This is a genomic window from Fundidesulfovibrio terrae, from assembly GCF_022808915.1.
GTDB lineage: Bacteria > Desulfobacterota > Desulfovibrionia > Desulfovibrionales > Desulfovibrionaceae > Fundidesulfovibrio > Fundidesulfovibrio terrae.
The window spans coordinates 404,474-423,882 of the sequence record NZ_JAKZFS010000003.1 but is presented as its reverse complement, the minus strand read 5'-3'; the positions used below and the strand labels follow the sequence as shown (position 1 = coordinate 423,882).

Genomic DNA, 19,409 nt, shown 5'->3' with positions numbered 1-19,409 from the left:
TCTCAACAAACCTCCTCCCAATTTGTGACAAACAAGAAATTCAAATTCCGTACTATACAAAACATATATTTAAACATTCTCTAATGAAAATGGGATTTTAAAATCATGGCATGGTTATGTATGATAAAACCCTACGCATTAACTCGTCCATTCCGGAATTTGCTGGTCATGTCGAAGTCTAATCCTCTGAACATTTACCGCATCGAACAAGTTTGAAATGTCTAGTCTATCTCTAGATAGGTCTACTCCAGGCAAAGTGGATTTCGCTTCGAGTTCAAATCTTGAAAGCAGGCTGGTATTGTTTGATTCCAAATACGCATTGTTCCACCATTTCTGAATCAAATCACCCGCACGCGCCAAGGCAATTTCGCTGGGAAGCCTGTCACGCTTCTTGTGCTGGTTAATCGACCTGTGGGACGGAAGAAGGTTCCATAGGTCATCACACGGCCACGCAGACCATGGGAAGCAGTGGTCAATGTCAATATTGTCTGAGTCCAGTTTCTTTTCGCTCCAGACACAGTACAACTTCACACCTTGAGACATGAGTCTGAGTGCTCTGTCTTTGGCTACTCGAACATCTCTCGTAGGATCAGACCAAAACATAGCTTGTGATATCTGAACATCATCCAGCAACCGCCCTTGACTGGCGGCATACGACTTCATGAGCCTTACCCACTCGGCAATGAGCGAAGGCTCTATCCAAACATCAAACCTTTGGAGCGTGCGCCAAATATTTCTGGGTATATACATCTCACCAAAGTTCAGAAGAAACGTCTCATCAATGGTGAGTTTGTTTGAAGCACGGATTCCTGTTTCGCGAATTACCTTCAAGATTTTATTGCCGTCAGGAAATGTCAGGTACGTTGCAGGCATTGTGTCGATGATCTTGCATGACTCCCGTATGGCTTGGAAAAGTGCTTGAGCGATTTCACCGGAAAACGACATGCCAATTCTGAGGTCAAGATGGGATATGCTTGAAAGTTTGCGAAATCCCTCGTTTACGAAACCAAGACCGTTGCCCAACCTGTTCGCTGAAGTTTGCGGCAAGTCGGCTGCCAACAGCGGCTTGAACATTCTGATCCAGTTGAGAGCGACAAGACCAAGTGGCAATGACACGAAGTCATCTCCAGCGTCCCTAGCCATCCCAGCTGCTCCATCAGCTATCCGGCAAAGGACGCGAAGAAGAGCCAGCTTGTAGGTGGAGCTCTTCTTGTCGTTGAGGATGACATGGCGCAGGAGAGGAAGCGCTCCAGTGCCATCGTCAGGCAGTCTGATCGCTACCTGGGTCCATGAGATCTCTTTCCTGCCCAAAGAGTCCTCAGAGGTTTCTGTGTGAGCTACGTAGGCACCATGTTCACGCGCGAGTTTCTCGACCTCTTCGAGTGACACCTCGTGAATGAATCTTTCAGGCTCAGCTGGCCCATGCCGAAGGGACATTGCCAGCACGCCACCTGGTTTGAGCAACGTGAGAAGTTTTCTGAACGCCCGTGGACGATCCGCGCTTGGCAAATGCATCCAGACGGCGCTGAGCAGGATACTGTCAAAGGAGATACCGAGACGGAGCGTTTGATCCAATCCTGGAAGTTTGTCGACCAGCCAGTTTATTCGAGCATCAGGATGAAGTTTCTGACCTTCCGCTCGCATGGCCGCTGAAGGCTCTACGGCGAAGACCTCATACCCTTTGGAGGAAAGCCAGGCCGCATCTCTGCCAGTTCCCGCGCCTACATCCAGAACCACGCTTGGAGCTTTCGGCAACATGGGAATCAGCCAACCGTGGACATCCTCGAAGGATAGTCCCTCATAGCTGGTTGAAAGCTCAGAAGCTTTGGTCTGATACCATCCAACGGTGTCCATCAAATGCTCCCACAAACGGTCATGTCCTAATACCTAGCGTCATACCGCGTAGAATGCTTGAAATGCGTTTCCCAATTGGAAGCGTAAATCCTGGCTAGCTCGGATGAGCGGACAATGAGAAGGTTCTCAGCGTTCTTCTCCTCTGCCGCTTTGGTGAAATTGTAGCTACCCGTGATCACCGTCTTGCCGTCCAAGACCATGACCTTGTTGTGGGCAATGGCATGGGCTGCATCGATGAAGGTGGGAATGCCCGAGTTGGCCAGGAAGGTTGCGCTGGTATACCGCTCGCTCTTCTGGCTCTTGTCGAGAATGACCCGGACCTTGACGCCACGCTTGTGAGCTTCGACCAGTGCCTTGGCGATTGGCTCTGCCGTGAATGAATAGGCTTGAACTAGGATGCTCTGCTGAGCTTTGTTTATCTCAGCGACGATTGCCGCTTGACCGCCTCCATCTGGGCTGAAATAGACGGAAACATGTGTGTCTTTGAGGACCAGGGATTCAGCCAAGAGAGGTCTTGTTGAGGCAACTGCCAGAATGAGTATGAGAAGGAAACTTGTAGCTATTTTCATTTGTTTAATTCCTGAAGGAGCGATTGACCATGGAAAATAAGGACAAACTTCGCCAAGATTTGTTAAGCAATTTTTCAAAACTCGAAATGCACGACATGTCTCTTCAAACAAATGCCATCAACCGCGCTACATATGAATTATTGAGCTGCAAGCTGTTTATATGTATGAAGACGGTTGTCGACTTAGCCAATAAATATTATACGGGCACTCGCGCCAGCCAGGGGAAGATTATTCCGTTAAGAGTTAAAAAACATTTTGGTGGCGACAGCAAAACCGCCGGGGTAAATGAAATAAACAATCGACTCTCTTCCTCTGGGTGGAAATTATTGCTTAACAATTCTACGTGCAAGGCTAGAAATTTTAAAATTTCGAACGGTATTGAGTTCGATTTGAATGAGTAATTACTTGTCAGTCAAGACCTGCCGGTGTGTAAATGACCGCTCGTCCCCATTGACCCATGAGCAAGATCGCTGACTACCTGAAATCCGAAAAGCCTTGGGCAATCCTGGGTATTTCTCGGAGGCATTACGAGACATCAAAACCTTGGAAGCATTCTGGCATGTCCAGAGAGAAGTTTGAAGAAAGCATTCGGTTGATCCCAAACGATCTGATTCAAGAGATGAAACTCCATGCGGCAGCTGACTTTTTGACTGAGAAATTGGTTGAGTCACTAGAGTAATCACTACCTCTGCATCGCCTTCGTAGCCTTGCCCACATCAAACCTCTCCGGGTCAAACTTCTTGGCCCAAGCTTTGTAGTCTGCGTGGCTCTCATGCTTTGGATCGGAAATAGCTTCCAGGAAGTCATCGTATCCGTATATTCCGCCAACATCTTCAGGCGGACATGCGCGTTCACCGGCAATGCACTGAGGATATTTGACTTCTTTTTCGCGCGGGAAAATATCCTCGACAACAACTTTGTGCTGCCAGTCATCTCCAAAGTCATATGTGAACAGAAAACTTTCTCTGGCAGCAGTCACAACTTCACAAAGTTTGAACTTCTTGAATTCGTAAATACCTTCTGCAAAGTGGTCCTGTTCAGTCGCGCCATATTTGCGGCCATCTATGTTAAACTCACTCAAGTGAGTATTCTTCCAGCCAATGGCTCGCTGGATGAGTAGATTCATTCGGTAAAGACTGATGTCTCCCGGAACCTGAATCCTGCGCCAGATCAGAGGCGTTATCCCCAGCAGCTGCACGTGTAGCTGATAGATCATGGGTGTCTTTATGCGCGAATGGCCACTAGCAGTTAACGTAAAGAATAGGTGACTGCGAGTTTTTACTAATGTGTTGCACACTTTTCCCCAGGAGATGGGAGTATTCTCCTGTGTTATCATGTTCGCCTACGAATTCTTTTCTGTTCAATGCGGATACATCTGTTCCGAATTGATCGGCCGTGGCTTTTTTCCATTTGCTAACTATAAAAACTGCTCGAATCAGTCCGTTGGCAACTGCGAGAACCCTGCTAGCATTGCCAGCCCGTCCGGTGTTAACTTTCCAGCATGTTCTTGTCGCATTATATATTTCTTCATCTGTCATGGTTCTCTTCCAGTTGCGATTTATCTTAATAAGCATGGCAGGAAAATTGATTTCTGCTTTTTCGGCTCTGTACTCAGCGACCAATGAGTCTAATGACATTATGCCAAACTTTGCAGAATCATGGCCTGACTGCATGTTTGTCAACGTGCCATCGTATAACGTCCCTACCGTGTCGATCAAGGCGGACTCAATCATGATCGCATCGTCATCACTCAGCCCATGGCGAACAATATAAATAAGAGGCTTCTTTTCCTGTGATAGGATACTCCTGATCTTTTCGAGTTTGGAACTATCAAGTTCTGGGCAGTCGGCGGCAGTGTAAAAGTGAGATAGAACTCTTGATCCTCTTCCTTTGCCTATATAAAAAGGAATTCGTTTGTCAGGGCACACCATCATATACACATAGGCTCCGACTTTTTCGGCAACCGACACGTCCATTACGATACTCTCGCAGAATGCTTTCATCGAATTATTCTCGTCAGCCATCTTGACTCCAATTGTCTACATTGTTGTCCACGTAGAGCCTGATTTCAGCGCTATCAGGGCGTAATCCCGAGCAGCTGCACGTGCGTTGCTGGTAGATTATGTCGCTCCCGTCTTTTTGATCCTAGGAAGCCCTTCTGAGGCATCCTGCTGTCATTTCAAACACCATGTCAGCTCGGCATGGCGTACCGCCTCCTGACGGTCGCGTTTACCCACAACATGGGTGTGTCTCCGGGATCATGTGCCCCGTCAAGACCTGATCGAAAGCCGCCACGGCTCCCATAGAAATCTAATCGCTTCATAACCTCGGAGCTCCTGGGCACCTGATATCACGAGCTCAGCTTCCTCTCCTGTCTCCTGGCGCACCAGGAAATCCTTTGCTGAATGCTCGCACACACTGGTTATTGTTTTGAGCGGGCAATCATTGCTTTGAAGAGTTTTAACATTCAGGCGCGATATATAGAAATTGTATTGTAACTACATATATGGAGGTTTTCAGCATGCTACAGGAATACTTGAAGGCAGGTTTCCCGGCATTGCTTCTGCTCACAACTGAGCCAGCAAGAGCCGAAAAGATCATCCCATTTGACGGTCATTGGCGATTCTTCGCCTGGGATTGTCAGCGCGGTATACGACTCGCTGGTAGCTCAAAAATCCTGGAGGAAGTACGCGATCCAGTTGAAGCCATTAATTGGCTCAAAGGAAGTCAGGATACTGTCCTGCTCGCTCACAACCTACACCTGTTTACGGATAGTGTTGAAGTTATTCAAGGAATCCAGAATGGCGCAGAGACTTGGAAATCCCGTGGTAACTGCCTCATCGCTGTTGCTCCGCAAATCCAAATGCGCCCAGAACTCAAATCGATATTCACTGTTCTTGACCTGCCACTTCCTGATACTGAAGACCTCTATGCACTCCAACAAGAACTCGGCAACCCACTGAATGTCAGACCGAACCGCAAAGCTGCTCGGCTGGCTCGTGGACTCACTGAATACGAAGCCGAATGTGCAAACGCACTTTCGCTCGTCAAACGTGGCTACTTCTCCTCTCGTGTCATCTCACAACTGAAAGCTCAACTCATCAGAAAGTCAGGTCTTCTCGAAGTCTGGGAACCTGAGCATTTGTCGAATGTTGGAGGCTTGAGTCAACTCAAAGCCTACATCAAGTCCCGTGCGAAGGCGTTTACGCCTGGCTGTGAACATCTCCCCAGGCCGAAAGGCCTATTACTGGTCGGGATACCCGGCACAGGCAAAAGCCTCTCATGCAAAGCCGCCGCGTCAATACTCGGCTGGCCATTGATCCGATTAGACATCGGAGCCTTGAAAGGCTCCCTTGTCGGAGAATCTGAAAAGAAGATTCGTCAAGCTACTCAAATCATATCGTCATTTGGCGAATGCGTTGTCTGGCTTGATGAACTTGAAAAAGCACTTTCTGGTGTCAAAAGCTCTGGAGAAACTGACGCTGGAACAACTTCCGGCATGTTTAGCCACCTATTAACGTGGTTGGCTGAGAACAAATCTCCGGTGCTGGTCATGGCCACGGCCAATGACATCACCAAGCTCCCGCCTGAGACAATCAGAGCTGGAAGATTCGACGCAATCTTCATGGTTGATCTGCCATCTCAACGAGAACGGCGAGACATCCTGAAGATCATGAACGCTCGATACGGTACGAAAGTACCTCTCGAATACGCTGCCAACCTTAACGGTTATTCAGGTGCTGAGATTGAGCAGATTTGTCGTGAATCCATGTTTACAGACTTGGAGACGGCATTTCACTCAGTGATCCCCCTGTCACGCACAATGCGAGAGGAAATTGAAAGCCTCCGCAATTGGGCAAGAACTCGCGCCCGCCCCGCAAATACCCCTGATGATGAGCCTGAAGAGACTCGGAAGATACGAACTGGTCCATCTACAACTCCAACGGTACAGTAGCCGGAGGTGACATGTCTCATGTTAGTAAAATCGAGATAGAAATAAACGATTTGGCAAGCCTGAAAATGGCTTGCCAAAGACTTGGTCTCGAATTTCGAGAGGGTCAAAGAACTTACGTTTGGTATGGACGTCTCGTGAAACCAGAATCTACACCTTTACCTGAAGGCATTACCGAGAAAGACCTCGGAAAATGCCATCACGCGATTCACATCCCAAACGCATCCTATGAGATCGGCGTGATCCAGCAAGGAATGAAATACTTGCTGCTCGCCGACTACTGGGACTCGCGCTTGAAGAACGCAATTGGCGAAAACGGCGGAAAGCTCAAGCAAGCTTACGCGGTCGAAAAGACGATCCTCGAAGCACGACGCAAAAACTATCGCGTCGTAGAGCAAACCATTGCAAGTGGCATTCGCTTGGTTCTCTCTGCCTAATAGCCGCTCTCTCTAGCTGTCTTACACCATTCAATTTTGGCGCGCGGCCAAACAAACAATCAACTATGCATTGCATATGTTGGAATAGAGGTGCTTTGCCTATGACAAAACAGATCATTGTCGACATCGACGACACTGGCGAAGTCCGCATCGAAACAACAGGTTTCACTGGTCCAGTATGTCTTGAAGAATCTCAATTCATCAAAGACCTACTTGGTCACGAAACATCCCGGTGCCTTACGCCAATGTTTTACCAACAAGGTAACGTCGTAAAGAAGCAACACATTAACCTCTGTGGCTAGATTCCAAAGGAGACGTGACAGCATGAGCAACGACATCTTCAAGAAGGCGTGTCTTGTACAATTAGCGACAAGCTGCTGGACCGGTGCCAAAGACATCAAACAAAGCCTCATGGGCAATCTCGGGAATACCGAGTGGCTCAAGGGTAAGAAACTTTTGGTGAACCCGGAAGTTCTATCCCCATTGAAAGCCACGATACAGATGGCGAGAAAATTGTTGCAACGATATGCGTTGCCGTTTCCCATCTCTGGGCTTCACCTAGTGCCCAAAGAATCGATCGATGAGATCGATAATCGCCTGGAAATGTTCCAGTCCGATTTCATGAACAAGGTGAGCTCATTCGCGGAGTTCTACGCGGAAGCTCGTGAAGAAGCCAAGACAGCTCTTGGCGAACTCTTCAACGACACCGATTATCCCCAGGATATTCGGACCAAGTTCAAGTTCGAATGGCGCTTCCTTCTACTGGATGTGCCCACGAAGGCGACGTTTCTCTCGCCGGAAACTTACCAGCGTGAGAAAGAGAAATTTCAAGACCTTATGGCTGAAACTCGTGAGCTGGCTATTGCCGCGCTTCGCGAGGAGTTCAGCGAGGTCATTACCCATCTCTCTGACAAGGTCACCGGCGGCGACAAACCGAAGATTCTCAGGTCGAACATGACCAATCGCGTGAATGAGTTTTTGGACGGCTTCTCAGACCGAAACTTGTTCGACGACGAAAAGCTCTCCGCACTGGTCAACGAGGCCAAAACGCTGGTCAAGACCATCAACGGGAACCCATATGCCGTGCAGTACAACGACGTGCTCAGGCAAAAGGTCACCCAGGATTTCAGCAACCTCAAAACAGCCATCGACGCTGCCATCGAAGAGATGCCCCGACGCAGAATCCATTTGGATGCTGCTGCTGACCGGGGGAATCTTCAAGAAGCAGCCTAGTCACTGAACAAACGAGCGAACACGATTGCAAACTCTCATGGTGGGGAGGTGGCTTGAAAGATAGCTGCCTCCCTATTCCAATTTCTGGAACGTCAAAAACATAGGAGCTATCCATGCTCACCCTCTCGAAATCGAGGATCAATACCTACCTCGGATGCTCGGAGAAATACCGACTCCATTATGAACTGGGTTTGCGTCCTCTCAGGCGAGCAAAGAGCCTGGTTGAAGGATCAGCCATCCATCACCTGGTTCAATGCGGTCTACTCTACCGGGACAATCCGGTCGATTTGCTCGAACAAGCATCGACGTGTTTCTGGTCAGAGAATCCTATTGAGCTTTGCAATTACGAAAAAGAAAGTGATTACGAACTAGCTCAAAACAAGTGTCTCTCTGACTCGATGCACTTTCTCGATCAACTCGGACCATTGCCGGTCTCGCAAGTTGAACTCAAGCTCGAATCGCCATTGGTTCATCCAATCACACTGGCTGAGCATCCTGAGATCAATCTGCTCGGATACATCGATTTACTACTACAAAATGACAAGGGGTCTTTTTGTATCGCAGATTTAAAGACTGCGGCGAAAACACCCCGAGACGGCCTTGGCAGGTTGGTAATGGAACTGACGTTTTATGCCTACCTGCACTCCACGCCATTCTCACGGGAAACTACTCCAATTGTCCCCGTGGCACTGATCCACCTGGTCAGAACTAAAGAGCCGAAAACCATCTGGGATGAAGGTCGACGTAGTCTTCCTGATTTCCTCAATCTCTACCGACTTTGCCGAAAAGTTGCGGCTGACATCAAGGCTGGTCATTTCTGGCCATGCCCAGGTGTCGCATGCACATGGTGCGAATACGAATCTCTGTGCTTCATGCACGATGAGAAAGCTGTTCAAACCTTCGGCGAACGACACTGGTTCCTGTATCATCAGGACCTCAAGGAACGTCGAGAGATCAAGATACCTCTCCAACCCGTTGTTGGTTTCTGAGGTAGCAAGATGATCTGCTGGTTATGCCAGGAAATCATTGAGTCACCTGACGAGATGGTCAAGGCTCTCATGGGTATCAATACCTACAGCGAGGAACGCATCTTCCACAAGAAATGCTTCAACAAGAATCGTGGGCAATGCCTGCGACCAGATCACGGAGGAAAACGCCATGTTTCAGAAAGCTACACGTAAATCCTCAAAGCTTCGATTGGCTCTCACTGGACCAGCTGGAAGTGGCAAAACATTCAGTTCACTTCAGATCGCTAAAGGTCTCGGTGGACGAATCGCTATGATCGACACCGAAAGAGGCTCCGGCGTTCTCTACGCCAACATTTGCGATTACGACGTGCTCCAGCTCGATCCGCCCTTCGAACCCAAGAAGTATATTCAGGGTATCAAGGGGGCTGAAGAAGCCGGGTACAACGTGCTCATCATCGACAGCCTGTCCCATGCGTGGGCTGGCGAAGGAGGCATCCTCACGATTCATGATCGTGCTGCCAAGGCAGTCAGGAACTCATTTGACGCTTGGCGTGAGGTTACTCCCCAGCACAATCAGCTGGTGGACGCCATTCTCGCAAGCACCTGCCATGTCATCGTGAGCATGCGTACCAAGACCGGCTACGAGGTCACTACCGAGAACGGGAAGACCAAAGTCAATAAGGTCGGACTGGCTCCAATCCAGCGTGAAGGTCTGGAATATGAATTCACTGTGGTCATGGACCTCTCAATCGAGGGCCATGTAGCCACCGCGAGCAAAGACAGGACCGGGATTTTCGACGGTACCCGGTTGACGCCGAGCCCCGCCATGGGTGAAGGTCTTCTCAACTGGTTGAATAACTCGGGAATCTCAACCGAAATCAGGAAGATTTCTGAAGTCGATAGCCTCTCAGAGGCCTTCAGCCAGCTAGGCCTCAACGACCTCTGGGATGAATACCAGGGCTACGTGTGCGAGCGATACGGAGTGAATGCCGTGAATGAATTATTGCGCGACCAGGTTGCCGAGCAGATCACCCTGCTCAAGCAATGCCAGGTACGCGAGGAGAAGTTGTCGCAGTTTTCTGAAATCCTTCGGGATAGGAAGCTGGCGGCTTAGTTTACAAATTTAACTGGGTCGAGAAATCGGCCCTTTTTTTTCAATAAAGCCACCCACAACAATGCCAAGCTCGTGACAGTTTATGTATAGGGTCATGCCATTCTTAGTGCGATCAGCGCCGATGCGTTTTTAAACCTAGTTGTCATTGTCTTGGAATTTTCTAGCTGACTATCTATCACCCACATACTGGGAGATTCAAACATGGCTAAGCTGATTAGCGTTGAAAAACTTGCAAGAAAAGTAGATGGGATCCTAGGGTCGAGAATTCCGGTCATACTCTTTATGGGAAAGCGCAGCGGCTATTTAGACAACTCACTCGCAAGTAGACCATGGAGTGGCATTGTGACGTCGCTGCAGAAAGAAAGTCTTTTGTACGATTTTACAATAGAAAACAAAAGACGAGTATATGCAATCGAAGACCAGCACTCAATGGTTGAAAAGGCAGCCCTTAATCAGAGCGAGCTAAATATTATATATGTATATGGAATGCAAGAGTCGGGAGCCCTCTCCACTGCCGACATAAGACGGCGTGACTCTGAAGCCGCTTCGATGCTTAAGTTGCTCCCTGACATGGTTAGGAGTAATTTTGGGTACTTTATTATAACAGGATACGGGGATGCGAATGATGGTGAAATAGATTTTTCATACATGTTTGATTTTATCGATTCGATGCGCAAGGGTTCAGTCTTCATGTTTGGAGTTCCGGATAGCCTCCTGGACAATCCTCTTTTCAATGAGCTGCAACATGAAGGAAAAATTGAAGCTATTACGGAAGATCTTTCTGGAATGCTACAGAAAATTGATGCAGAAAGGTCATATAGCGAAGATTTTGAATTTACACCAGAACAAAAAGCAGATGATGTCTATTTTTACATAAACAACAAGAGGGAGATGATTGAAGGCGGATATTTATTTGAAACACGCGGCTTTGTGTCCCTTTTGTCAGAAACAGAAATTGGTGACACAAACTATCCGGCCTTTTTAAGGAAAGAATATTTTTATAATTTTCTAAAAAACAGCCCACAGCGCCCAGTATGGTATGGCTTTGCGAATAAATTTAATTTGAAACGTAACTTTGAGGATGAATTAGGTGGTGCTGTTGACGCTTCGCTACGCACAGCTAAAGACTCTCAAGATGAGAAACCAATACTTCTTGTTGGCCAGACAAGCAGCAGCAAGAGCATTGCCCTTGGATGTCTTGCCTATACTACTTACCTAAAACAGACCTTTCCAGTCCTTTATATAAATAATCCAGATGTGTACCTTGAAAGAAGCGGGGTCAACTTCGAAGCCCTGGATATGCTAATTCAGAAACTTGAAAATATTGGCGCGAAGAAAGTTTTAATTATATGGGACAATTCTTCCGCCTTCAACCACAGACGCGAGACTGAAAAGCTTTACACAAACCTCAGGAACCGTGGGCGTAAAATTGTAATTGTAAGTTCGGGCTATAATTACGGCGATGAACAAGACAAAACTAATTTCAAAGTTATTCATGCAAGAATAGGCTTAGATCAAATAGAGCGTGACAACTTGCGCGCACTTGTTTTGTCGAACGGAGAAATGTCTGGCGAAAAATATGACCACTGGGTCGAAAGTGCAGATAGCAATAACTTGCTCACCCTTTTGTATATCTTGCTTTACGAGCATCTAGGTGAGGGAATAATTCGCGGCATAGGGAGGGAAGCAGATTTTGGAATGGAGAAGTTCTTTAGTCACTTGAACGGTATGTCGAAGAACGGTGAAGAATTCGCCGCGATGACTGAAATGGGAAAGGCGCTGCAAAGATCAGGCTATAAGCTGTCCGACTTTTCCCAAAAAGATGACGAGGACCAACAGGCTGTAGAGCTTATTAGCAACATACGTGACTTTTTCATTGTCATTGCAGTAAGTTCTAAACTTAAGGTGTCTTTACCTCTATACATGGCGTTGCGCTCTCTCGGGTTAGCTTTGGACAATTATTTTGCCACAATTTTGCGATCGATCGAAGACGTTCCATGTATAAAAATCAATCCTATTGCACAGGATGGAAGCTCGTTTGAATTTCTCATTAGTTTTCGTACTCAGCTTGAAGCTTCTTTATACTTGAAGAGCGCGGGCATAACTCCCGAGCAAGAGATAGACCATATAGCAGGGTTAGTGATTAATATATCTAGCTCCGACACATACTCAAAGTATAGCGACATTGCAACAGTTGAAAGACTTATCAGGACAATAGGGCCGAATTCTGATAATAAAGAAAACATAAATATATATTTTCAATACTATAATAAGATTGTCGAGGCTCTTTGTGAGCTAAGAATTAAGTACAAAATTCGTGAACCACGTTTGATTTGCCAAGAAGTTACATGGCTAAGGGAAATATATGGCGTCCCTAGAATTGGATATGCAACAATTCCTGATGACGAGCGTGTATCGAAATTGAAAAGCGCTATAGTGCTCGCTAAGTCTACTGTAGAGTTTTTGCGCTCTTCCAGCTCGTTGCGCAAAGACAAAATATTAAATAGTTTGACTGTGGAATTAGTTCTTTGCGAACTGCGTCTTTATGATTTGTCCCGTAGGAACGGCCTGACAGGTGCGCCTTTGACATTTGACTACATGTCTTTATATGCTCAGCTAAAATCAAACATTTCATCTGATCCATCCAACATGTATCAGCGCAATGCTCTTATGAAGCTGTTCTTTGCTTTTTATGACAGCGAGGGCGTAGGAAATGAAGAAAGGTTTAAATTTCTGAGTGAGATCCTTAGTATTGTTGAATTTATCGAAAGCCAAGTCGGGTCTGTTTATAACGACGATGAGTATAATGGACATGTCCTAACATTGAGGCAGATTGAATCCAAAAGTTCCTATGAGATGTATTTTGACGAACTTGTCAAGAGGGGGGACGCTGTTGGAATACATCTTAGGGCCAGGCAGTTACTTGAAAAAGAAGACATTAGCCTTAGTCGCAAGATTCTTCCTGAAAAAGTTGTAAAGGCCTTAGAGGTTGTTGAGTTTATAAGATCCTATGCGCAGGTTGCCAGAAGTCATGCCGGGTGCCAGTACTTACTACTTAGACTTACGTGGTTAATATACAATCGGAGTCCTATTTTTGAGGGCCACGAGATGCAGCGAACCGCAATGAGTAACGAGCAGTGGCGCGAGATACTTACCATTTGTAATGACTATGAACAGCAATTTTTACGTGACATAGATAAGCCAGTTAATGCGCCGACTATTTACTACCTTCTTGCACTGTCATGTGCACAACTTGGTGAATATTCGAGAAGTATTGATGCTTTTAGGCAAATTGACCGAAGCATTTCTTTTCATGCGCCTGTGCGCAATAAGGTTTGGCACCTTCTTTGCGATGAAAAGGGCCTTACAAAAAAATTTAGAGGCAATATTGACGAGAGATCTTACGACAGCACAAGAAGAAAGGGGCGTATACATGTTTTTACTATAGGGAATGTGTATTTTTACGGTCCCTCTTTGAAGCTTGCAAAACATAGTGGGGCATTCACAGACATTGAAATAGGCACTAGCTACATTGGCTTTGAGGCTTTTCGCAGGCTGGAGGATTGATCATGAATATTATACAGGCAGCGCAAAACTCAATTGCCTTCAATGCAAATATTGCCGAGGAATTAAACGCCAAGGCTTGCCAATTGGATTCACGTCTTTTTTGCTTTGCCTACTACGAGCCGACATCTTTGCCAGAAAACCCTGACAATTACACCATTTTTTATCTTTCAGTACTGAATATTTATGGCCTACTTTGGGATTGTGGAGCATTTGTAAAGGACACAATTTTTTCACAGTCGACTTACTCTTCACTTTCCAGGCACCATTCCACGCTGCTGAAATGCAAAAAGTTTTTTTCAATTGTTCAAGCTGTTCGGAATAATATCTGTCATAATAACAGCGGGAGATTATATTTTAATTCAGTAACAAAATCCTTGTCGAACGAATACATCAGCAAGCAATCTACAGCTTCTGGCGATGGCAAATCAATAATTGACTGGACTTCTTTGTGTCGGAATTTTTTTAATGAATGCAATGCTTTTTCCGGTGAATTGGAAACTGTCATGAAGTTGGCTTCTTCTAGGTCAATTCAACGCGTAAAAGAAATGTGGTTGTTGTCGATAGAAAATTGGTACAAACAAGATGAACATCTTCTTTTGCATGTCCTTGCCGAACGGTACATTTTAAAGCAGCGAGCTCAAGGGCTTCCAATTAACAACATAAACGAGTCGACAATAAGAAGATGGATTGATTCTTCAAAAGTTGGTGATACTACTGATTTTTACGAGTCCTACCGTGATATGTGCGCAAAAAGAGTTTCAAATATATTGAATAGTAAAGACTGCCCTACCCCTGCTATGCCATTGGAGTTTTTTGGTCATGTAACTAGAGATGCCAGTCATTTCTAACATATGCCGCTAAAGACTATTTGTCGTCAGCAAATCGCTATAAATTATACTCTATATCAGAAGCGCTCTGAGTATGCTTGTAGGTTGTTGTTTGCAAGTCTCGATTTCTCCCTGCGAGTCAAACGGTTAACTTCCATGAAAGTTTCTTAATCCAGATCCCCGAGAAGGCTCTGGCCATCCACAGGAAGGTTTTAACGGACGAGTAAAAGCTTGGACGTGGTACATTCAGCTAATACTGAATGTTGTAACCAACCTTTGGATCTTCTTGGTCTCAGCCGGATGAGTGGGAAACCCAAAAGTCTCACTTCGGGATTTTTCGCACCGACCTTCTGAAAAACAGCCTTAAGTGGTAAACAGCCCAAAAGTTTTGTTCCTCAAGCCAAGAGCGAGCTGAACGGAATCACCTGGCATCTCGAAGCCCCGAAACCTGATTAGCCTGGCTCCATTAGGTGGACATCGAATGGCCTCATTGGGGCGATCGCCGATAAGAGGAACATCACGACGCTTCCACAGGGGGCAGTTAACCGGACCCCGTGAAGCACTCATCGTAACGGCTGCAACAAACTTCTTTGTGACGTCGTAGGGTGGCAAGAAGACACCCGCTTGACGCCTGCTCTTGAGATAGGCAAAACTCTTCAGAGTTGGTTAATTAACTCGGGAATCCCTACTAAAACCGAGTAGATCTTCGATATTGACCGGATCAAGTGAGGTCATCTACCGCCTTGGGCTCATTGATCTCTGAAGCCCGTGCGATGTCTTCATTTGCAATGCAACAGGAGTTGTATCGTGATTAAGTCTTCGAGGATCAGCCCAACTCGCGAGTGACTATGCTTGGGAGTGTCTGTCATAATCTATTGATGGCATCTAAATCCTGGAGATAATGCGATGTCTGAACTAAAAATTAACTACTTGCCAGTCAGCAATATTGTTCTTGATTGCCGCAATCCTCGTGTTGCACCAGCCATAGAGTCTCTTGATGGAGACCCTCCACAAAATTTTATTGAACTCGCACTAGGTCAATTCGCGCCAGATGATGATGAAAAAGGGGCGTCGACAACTTTTTCGAGTCTTAAGGCATCGATACGAGCCTATAAGGGATTGATTAACCCCATTGTTGTCACCCCGCGATCCGACGGAACCTACGTGGTGATTGAGGGGAATACCCGCGTCTCAATCTATCGACAACTTGCCGAAGAAAACGCTCCAGGCTCCTGGGGGACGATCCCTGCGATTGTTCGACCAGACATCGAGGAAGATGGAGAACACGCCATACGACTTCAGGCTCACTTGGTGGGTCCTCGCCAATGGCGTCCCTACGCCAAGGCAAAGTACCTCCATGGGCTCTATACTGATCAAAAGCTATCGATCAATGAAATACTCGACTACTGCGGCGGATCAGCTCGGAGGCGTGAAATTGAGGAATACATTGAAGCATACAAGGACATGCATCTTCACTATATGCCACTAGTTGGACAAAATCCACCCGATTACTCTCGCTTTAGCGCCTTTGTCGAATTGCAAAAACCTAGGGTCAAAGAATCAATCGTAAAAGCTGGTTTCACTTTGGACGATTTTGCGAAGTGGGTCGATGACTCTAAGATCAGCCCATTGAACACGGTTCGTCAGCTTCCTCGCATCCTGGGAAATCAAGAAGCGAAGAAGCGATTTCTATCTCACGACGCTCGGGAAGCCATGAAGGTCTTAGAGCAACCCAGTGCAAATGCAGCGATCAAAGAAGCCACCATCGATCAATTGGCCATCGCTTTGGTCAGCAAGATCAGAAGTCTTAACTATCCAGACGTAAAGGCGCTCAGGGAAGACAACGAATCGCCACGTGTTCAGGCGCTATTCGATTGTTACGGGGAACTATATGACCTATGCAAAGATGTTGGCCTGATCACTAATAATGAGTGAGAGCGTTCATCACCGGAAACTCGTCAAGGAACTGGGCAGTGACGTCACTTACGATGCTGGCTGGAGCAGGCAACCTATCGTTTATGTTGATCTTCAGGATGGTCTCGCAGGTGAACATCCCCGGCACATCGGCGCTAATCGCCCTGATATCTATGCCCGCGATATCTCGACTGGTCGCACAGTCATCGGAGAAGCCAAGACGACCAACGACATAGACAACCAGCACACGTGCGTTCAGCTTGCCTCTTACTTTGAGTATTTAAGTTTGCAAACCGAAGGTGAGTTATGGATCGGTGTTCCCTGGATGTCGGCAGGTACTGCCATCCGCATCAGTAAGCTTGTGCGACGGCAAACTCGGTCCTACAACATTCCAATCTGCGTGGTGGGCTACATGATCTGCACCATGACTGTCAGGAAATTCTGGCGTGAATGATTTCAGATTCCGGCTCCGATCCGAACCTATCCTGGAAGCAAAGTATAAGGCGTTTCCCTATCAGGAAGAAGCCACCGATTTTGTCGCCAGCCGGGAATACGCAGCCATCTTCCATGAGCAGGGTCTGGGCAAAACCAAGATAGCAATAGATGTAATGTTGCGTTGGCTTCAGCGTAAGGAAGTCGATACTGTCCTTGTCTTCACCAAAAAGGGTTTGATCGCCAACTGGGTCCGCGAATTCGAAGCGCATAGCCAACTCACGCCACTCATAGTCACGGAAAATGCGTCAAAAAATTACTACGTCTTCACTACCCCGACTCGATTAGTCCTCAGCCACTTCGAGGCAGCGAAGAAGGAAATTAAGCGTTTTCGGGCCTGGGTGTCTTCACGACAAGTCGGTGTAATCATCGACGAATCAGCCAAAATCAAGAATCCAGATACTGAACTCACACAGGCGTTTTTCGCTCTGTCACCGCTCTTCGCTAAGCGAGTTATCATGACAGGCACACCGGTCGCTAACCGTCCCTACGACATCTGGGCTCAGGTGTATTTCCTTGACCGTGGGCTCTCACTCGGCAACGACTTTGTCGAATTCAAACGTGAAACCGACCTGACAGCAGACCTCCGCCATGACGCGCAGGCATTCGGGACGTACCAGCAACGATTGGAAGGAATCAATAGTCGTATTTCAAGCTTCTCAATCAGGGAGACTAAGGATGGGGGGCGAATCGTTCTGCCCTCCAAAGAGTTTCAAAGGATTGAATGTGATTGGGAGCCAGCGCAATTCGAGTTGTACCGCAAGGTTCGCGAGGAGCTTCGCGCCCAGGTTGTTCGGAACGGGCAGCTCATCGAAGAAGACCAGGAATCCATTCTGAAACGCCTGCTACGTCTCATTCAGATTGCTTCCAATCCTGTCATGGTTGACGAGAGCTATGCAGCTGATCCAGGAAAGTTCGATCCACTCTACAATTTGCTAACAGATATTACGCGCCAAGGTGAGAAGGCGATTGTCTGGACTAATTTTAACGTCAACTGCGATTGGTTAGTAAAGAAACTCTCTGTATTCGGTGCTCATTCGCTTAATGGAAAAATGCCAATAGATAGGCGCAACGCAGTCGTCAAATGGTTCATTGAAAATCCCGAGGATCAGGTACTTGTCGCAACACCTGGCGCAGCCAAGGAAGGACTGACGCTGACCGTAGCCAATCACGTTATATTTTACGACCGCACCTATAGTCTCGATGACTACTTGCAAGCACAAGATCGTATTCACCGTGTTTCCCAGACCAAGACCTGTTACGTGTATAATATGCTCATGGTTGATTCGGTCGATGAATGGGTCGATTGCTTGCTTGAAGAAAAACGACTGGCGGCACAGCTCACCCAAGGTGACATTGGTGCGCAGGCCTATGCCGAACGGGCAACACTCGGATTCTTTCAAATACTGCAAAGGATTCTTGGATGAAATCAGGACAGGTGAGTGATTTCACGGAAGACACCATCACGTTACGCAAGCGTGAGATCAAGGTCAGGACAGGATTTCTGCCCCATCATGCGCTCCTGTTCTATGCAGAGAATCCTCGCATTTATTCCATCGTCTGGAAGGAGGACGGTGATCAACCGACTCAAGAAGAAATCTTCGAGGCTCTGGCGAAGACTGCGCATGTCCGCGAAACCCTTGTCCCGAGCATCAGGAGTAATGGTGGCTTGATCGAACCCATTATGGTTCGCAAAAATGTTGTCCTCGAAGGAAATAGCCGCTTGGCAGCCTACCGTCTTCTCGCTCAGAAAGACGCCAACGCATGGGAGTTGATCCGCGTTCGAATCCTTCCAGATACTATCTCCGACAGCGAAGTATTTTCGTTGCTCGGCGAGTTTCACATCGTCGGCAAAAAGGACTGGTCACCTTTTGAACAGGCCGGGTATCTTTACCGTCGCTTCAAGACTCATGGTATTGACGAAAAGCAGTTGCAGCGTGAAGTTGGGCTTACGACAGCCAAAATTCGGCATCTAATCCATGTATATGACTTCATGTTGAACGCTAATGATCGTAACCCTGAGCGATGGAGTTACTATGACGAACTCTTGAAAGGGCGTCGCTTTAACCAGGCGCGGGACCTATACACGAACTTTGACCATAAAATCACGGAAATGATCCAGAGTGAAGAGATAGAGCGTGCTGTCGATATCCGCGATGGGTTGCCAAAGATTGTAAAAATCGGAGGAAATACCCTCAAGAAATTCATGAACGACAAACTTTCGTTTCACGACGCAGTCCATGAAGCACACCATCGTGGCGCTGGAAACTACTACATTAAAAAACTAAAAGACATTAAAAGTTTTTTAGCTGAAGACAACCTTGATGAAGAGCTTGCAAGAGTTTCGGGCGAGGAACGTTCAAATCTGTCCTACCTGATTCAGCGCATTGCTGCTCGCGTTAATCAAATTGCAAAAAAAATCAACGGGAATAGTCACTAGTTATGAAGCGCCTCATGTCCCCAGCTAGTCAAGATTAGGACT

General features: G+C 46.9%; 17 protein-coding genes. 13 read left to right on the top strand and 4 right to left on the bottom strand.

The features are described from left to right. Window positions 1-138 precede the first annotated feature (138 nt). Together ML540_RS12685 and ML540_RS12680 are read right to left on the bottom strand one after the other, a co-directional pair. A complete protein-coding gene (locus tag ML540_RS12685; protein ID WP_243361630.1) occupies window positions 139-1,854 on the bottom strand; it encodes a class I SAM-dependent methyltransferase in 1,716 nt (571 codons plus the stop codon). Window positions 1,855-1,880: 26 nt separating this feature from the next. Beyond that, entirely contained in the window at window positions 1,881-2,423 is a 543-nt protein-coding gene (locus tag ML540_RS12680; RefSeq protein WP_243361628.1) for a phospholipase D family nuclease, read from the bottom strand. Window positions 2,424-2,452: 29 nt separating this feature from the next. Here ML540_RS12680 and ML540_RS12675 point away from each other — a divergent pair, with 29 nt between their 5' ends. Beyond that, the gene (locus ML540_RS12675) at window positions 2,453-2,824 is read left to right on the top strand and encodes a hypothetical protein (RefSeq protein ID WP_243361626.1); all 372 of its coding nucleotides are present in this window, start codon (window positions 2,453-2,455) and stop codon (window positions 2,822-2,824) included. 281 nt (window positions 2,825-3,105) lie between these two features. Here the strand turns inward: ML540_RS12675 and ML540_RS12670 are convergent, their stop codons facing one another. Further along, window positions 3,106-3,639 carry a plasmid pRiA4b ORF-3 family protein gene (locus ML540_RS12670; RefSeq protein WP_243361624.1) on the bottom strand — a complete coding sequence of 178 codons (534 nt, stop codon included), beginning with the start codon at window positions 3,637-3,639 and terminating at the stop codon, window positions 3,106-3,108. Between the two features lie 25 nt (window positions 3,640-3,664). Beyond that, on the bottom strand, window positions 3,665-4,447 hold the full coding sequence (locus ML540_RS12665; protein ID WP_243361622.1) for an LEM-3-like GIY-YIG domain-containing protein: 783 nt from the start codon (window positions 4,445-4,447) through the stop codon (window positions 3,665-3,667). Between the two features lie 497 nt (window positions 4,448-4,944). Between ML540_RS12665 and ML540_RS12660 the strand changes: the two genes are divergently transcribed. The 12 genes from ML540_RS12660 to ML540_RS12605 all read left to right on the top strand — a co-directional run bounded on the left by ML540_RS12660 (window position 4,945) and on the right by ML540_RS12605 (window position 19,367). After that, window positions 4,945-6,378, top strand: a complete 1,434-nt coding sequence (locus tag ML540_RS12660; protein ID WP_243361620.1) for an AAA family ATPase — start codon at window positions 4,945-4,947, stop codon at window positions 6,376-6,378. 11 nt (window positions 6,379-6,389) lie between these two features. Further along, window positions 6,390-6,812, top strand: coding sequence for a DUF1257 domain-containing protein (locus tag ML540_RS12655; protein WP_243361619.1), 423 nt, complete (start codon window positions 6,390-6,392; stop codon window positions 6,810-6,812). A 65-nt stretch (window positions 6,813-6,877) separates the two neighbouring features. Further along, complete coding sequence (locus tag ML540_RS12650; RefSeq protein WP_341482659.1) at window positions 6,878-7,114, top strand: DUF2997 domain-containing protein; 237 nt, start codon at window positions 6,878-6,880, stop codon at window positions 7,112-7,114. A 22-nt stretch (window positions 7,115-7,136) separates the two neighbouring features. Further along, a complete protein-coding gene (locus tag ML540_RS12645) occupies window positions 7,137-8,045 on the top strand; it encodes a DUF3150 domain-containing protein (RefSeq protein ID WP_243361615.1) in 909 nt (302 codons plus the stop codon). A 113-nt stretch (window positions 8,046-8,158) separates the two neighbouring features. Next, window positions 8,159-9,034 (top strand): PD-(D/E)XK nuclease family protein, encoded by an 876-nt coding sequence (locus tag ML540_RS12640; RefSeq protein ID WP_243361614.1) that lies wholly within the window; start codon window positions 8,159-8,161, stop codon window positions 9,032-9,034. 169 nt (window positions 9,035-9,203) lie between these two features. Beyond that, complete coding sequence (locus ML540_RS12635; RefSeq protein WP_243361611.1) at window positions 9,204-10,127, top strand: ATP-binding protein; 924 nt, start codon at window positions 9,204-9,206, stop codon at window positions 10,125-10,127. 201 nt (window positions 10,128-10,328) lie between these two features. Continuing rightward, entirely contained in the window at window positions 10,329-13,694 is a 3,366-nt protein-coding gene (locus ML540_RS12630) for a hypothetical protein (RefSeq protein WP_243361609.1), read from the top strand. Between the two features lie 2 nt (window positions 13,695-13,696). Further along, a complete protein-coding gene (locus tag ML540_RS12625) occupies window positions 13,697-14,542 on the top strand; it encodes a hypothetical protein (protein ID WP_243361607.1) in 846 nt (281 codons plus the stop codon). Between the two features lie 885 nt (window positions 14,543-15,427). Beyond that, window positions 15,428-16,456 carry a ParB N-terminal domain-containing protein gene (locus ML540_RS12620; protein ID WP_243361605.1) on the top strand — a complete coding sequence of 343 codons (1,029 nt, stop codon included), beginning with the start codon at window positions 15,428-15,430 and terminating at the stop codon, window positions 16,454-16,456. Next, window positions 16,449-16,889, top strand: coding sequence for a hypothetical protein (locus tag ML540_RS12615; protein ID WP_243361603.1), 441 nt, complete (start codon window positions 16,449-16,451; stop codon window positions 16,887-16,889). The genes ML540_RS12620 and ML540_RS12615 overlap by 8 nt, the downstream gene beginning before the upstream one ends. Then, a complete protein-coding gene (locus tag ML540_RS12610) occupies window positions 16,882-18,354 on the top strand; it encodes a DEAD/DEAH box helicase (protein WP_243361602.1) in 1,473 nt (490 codons plus the stop codon). Before ML540_RS12615 ends, ML540_RS12610 begins: the two co-directional genes overlap by 8 nt. After that, window positions 18,351-19,367, top strand: a complete 1,017-nt coding sequence (locus tag ML540_RS12605) for a ParB N-terminal domain-containing protein (RefSeq protein WP_243361600.1) — start codon at window positions 18,351-18,353, stop codon at window positions 19,365-19,367. Before ML540_RS12610 ends, ML540_RS12605 begins: the two co-directional genes overlap by 4 nt. Window positions 19,368-19,409 lie beyond the last annotated feature (42 nt).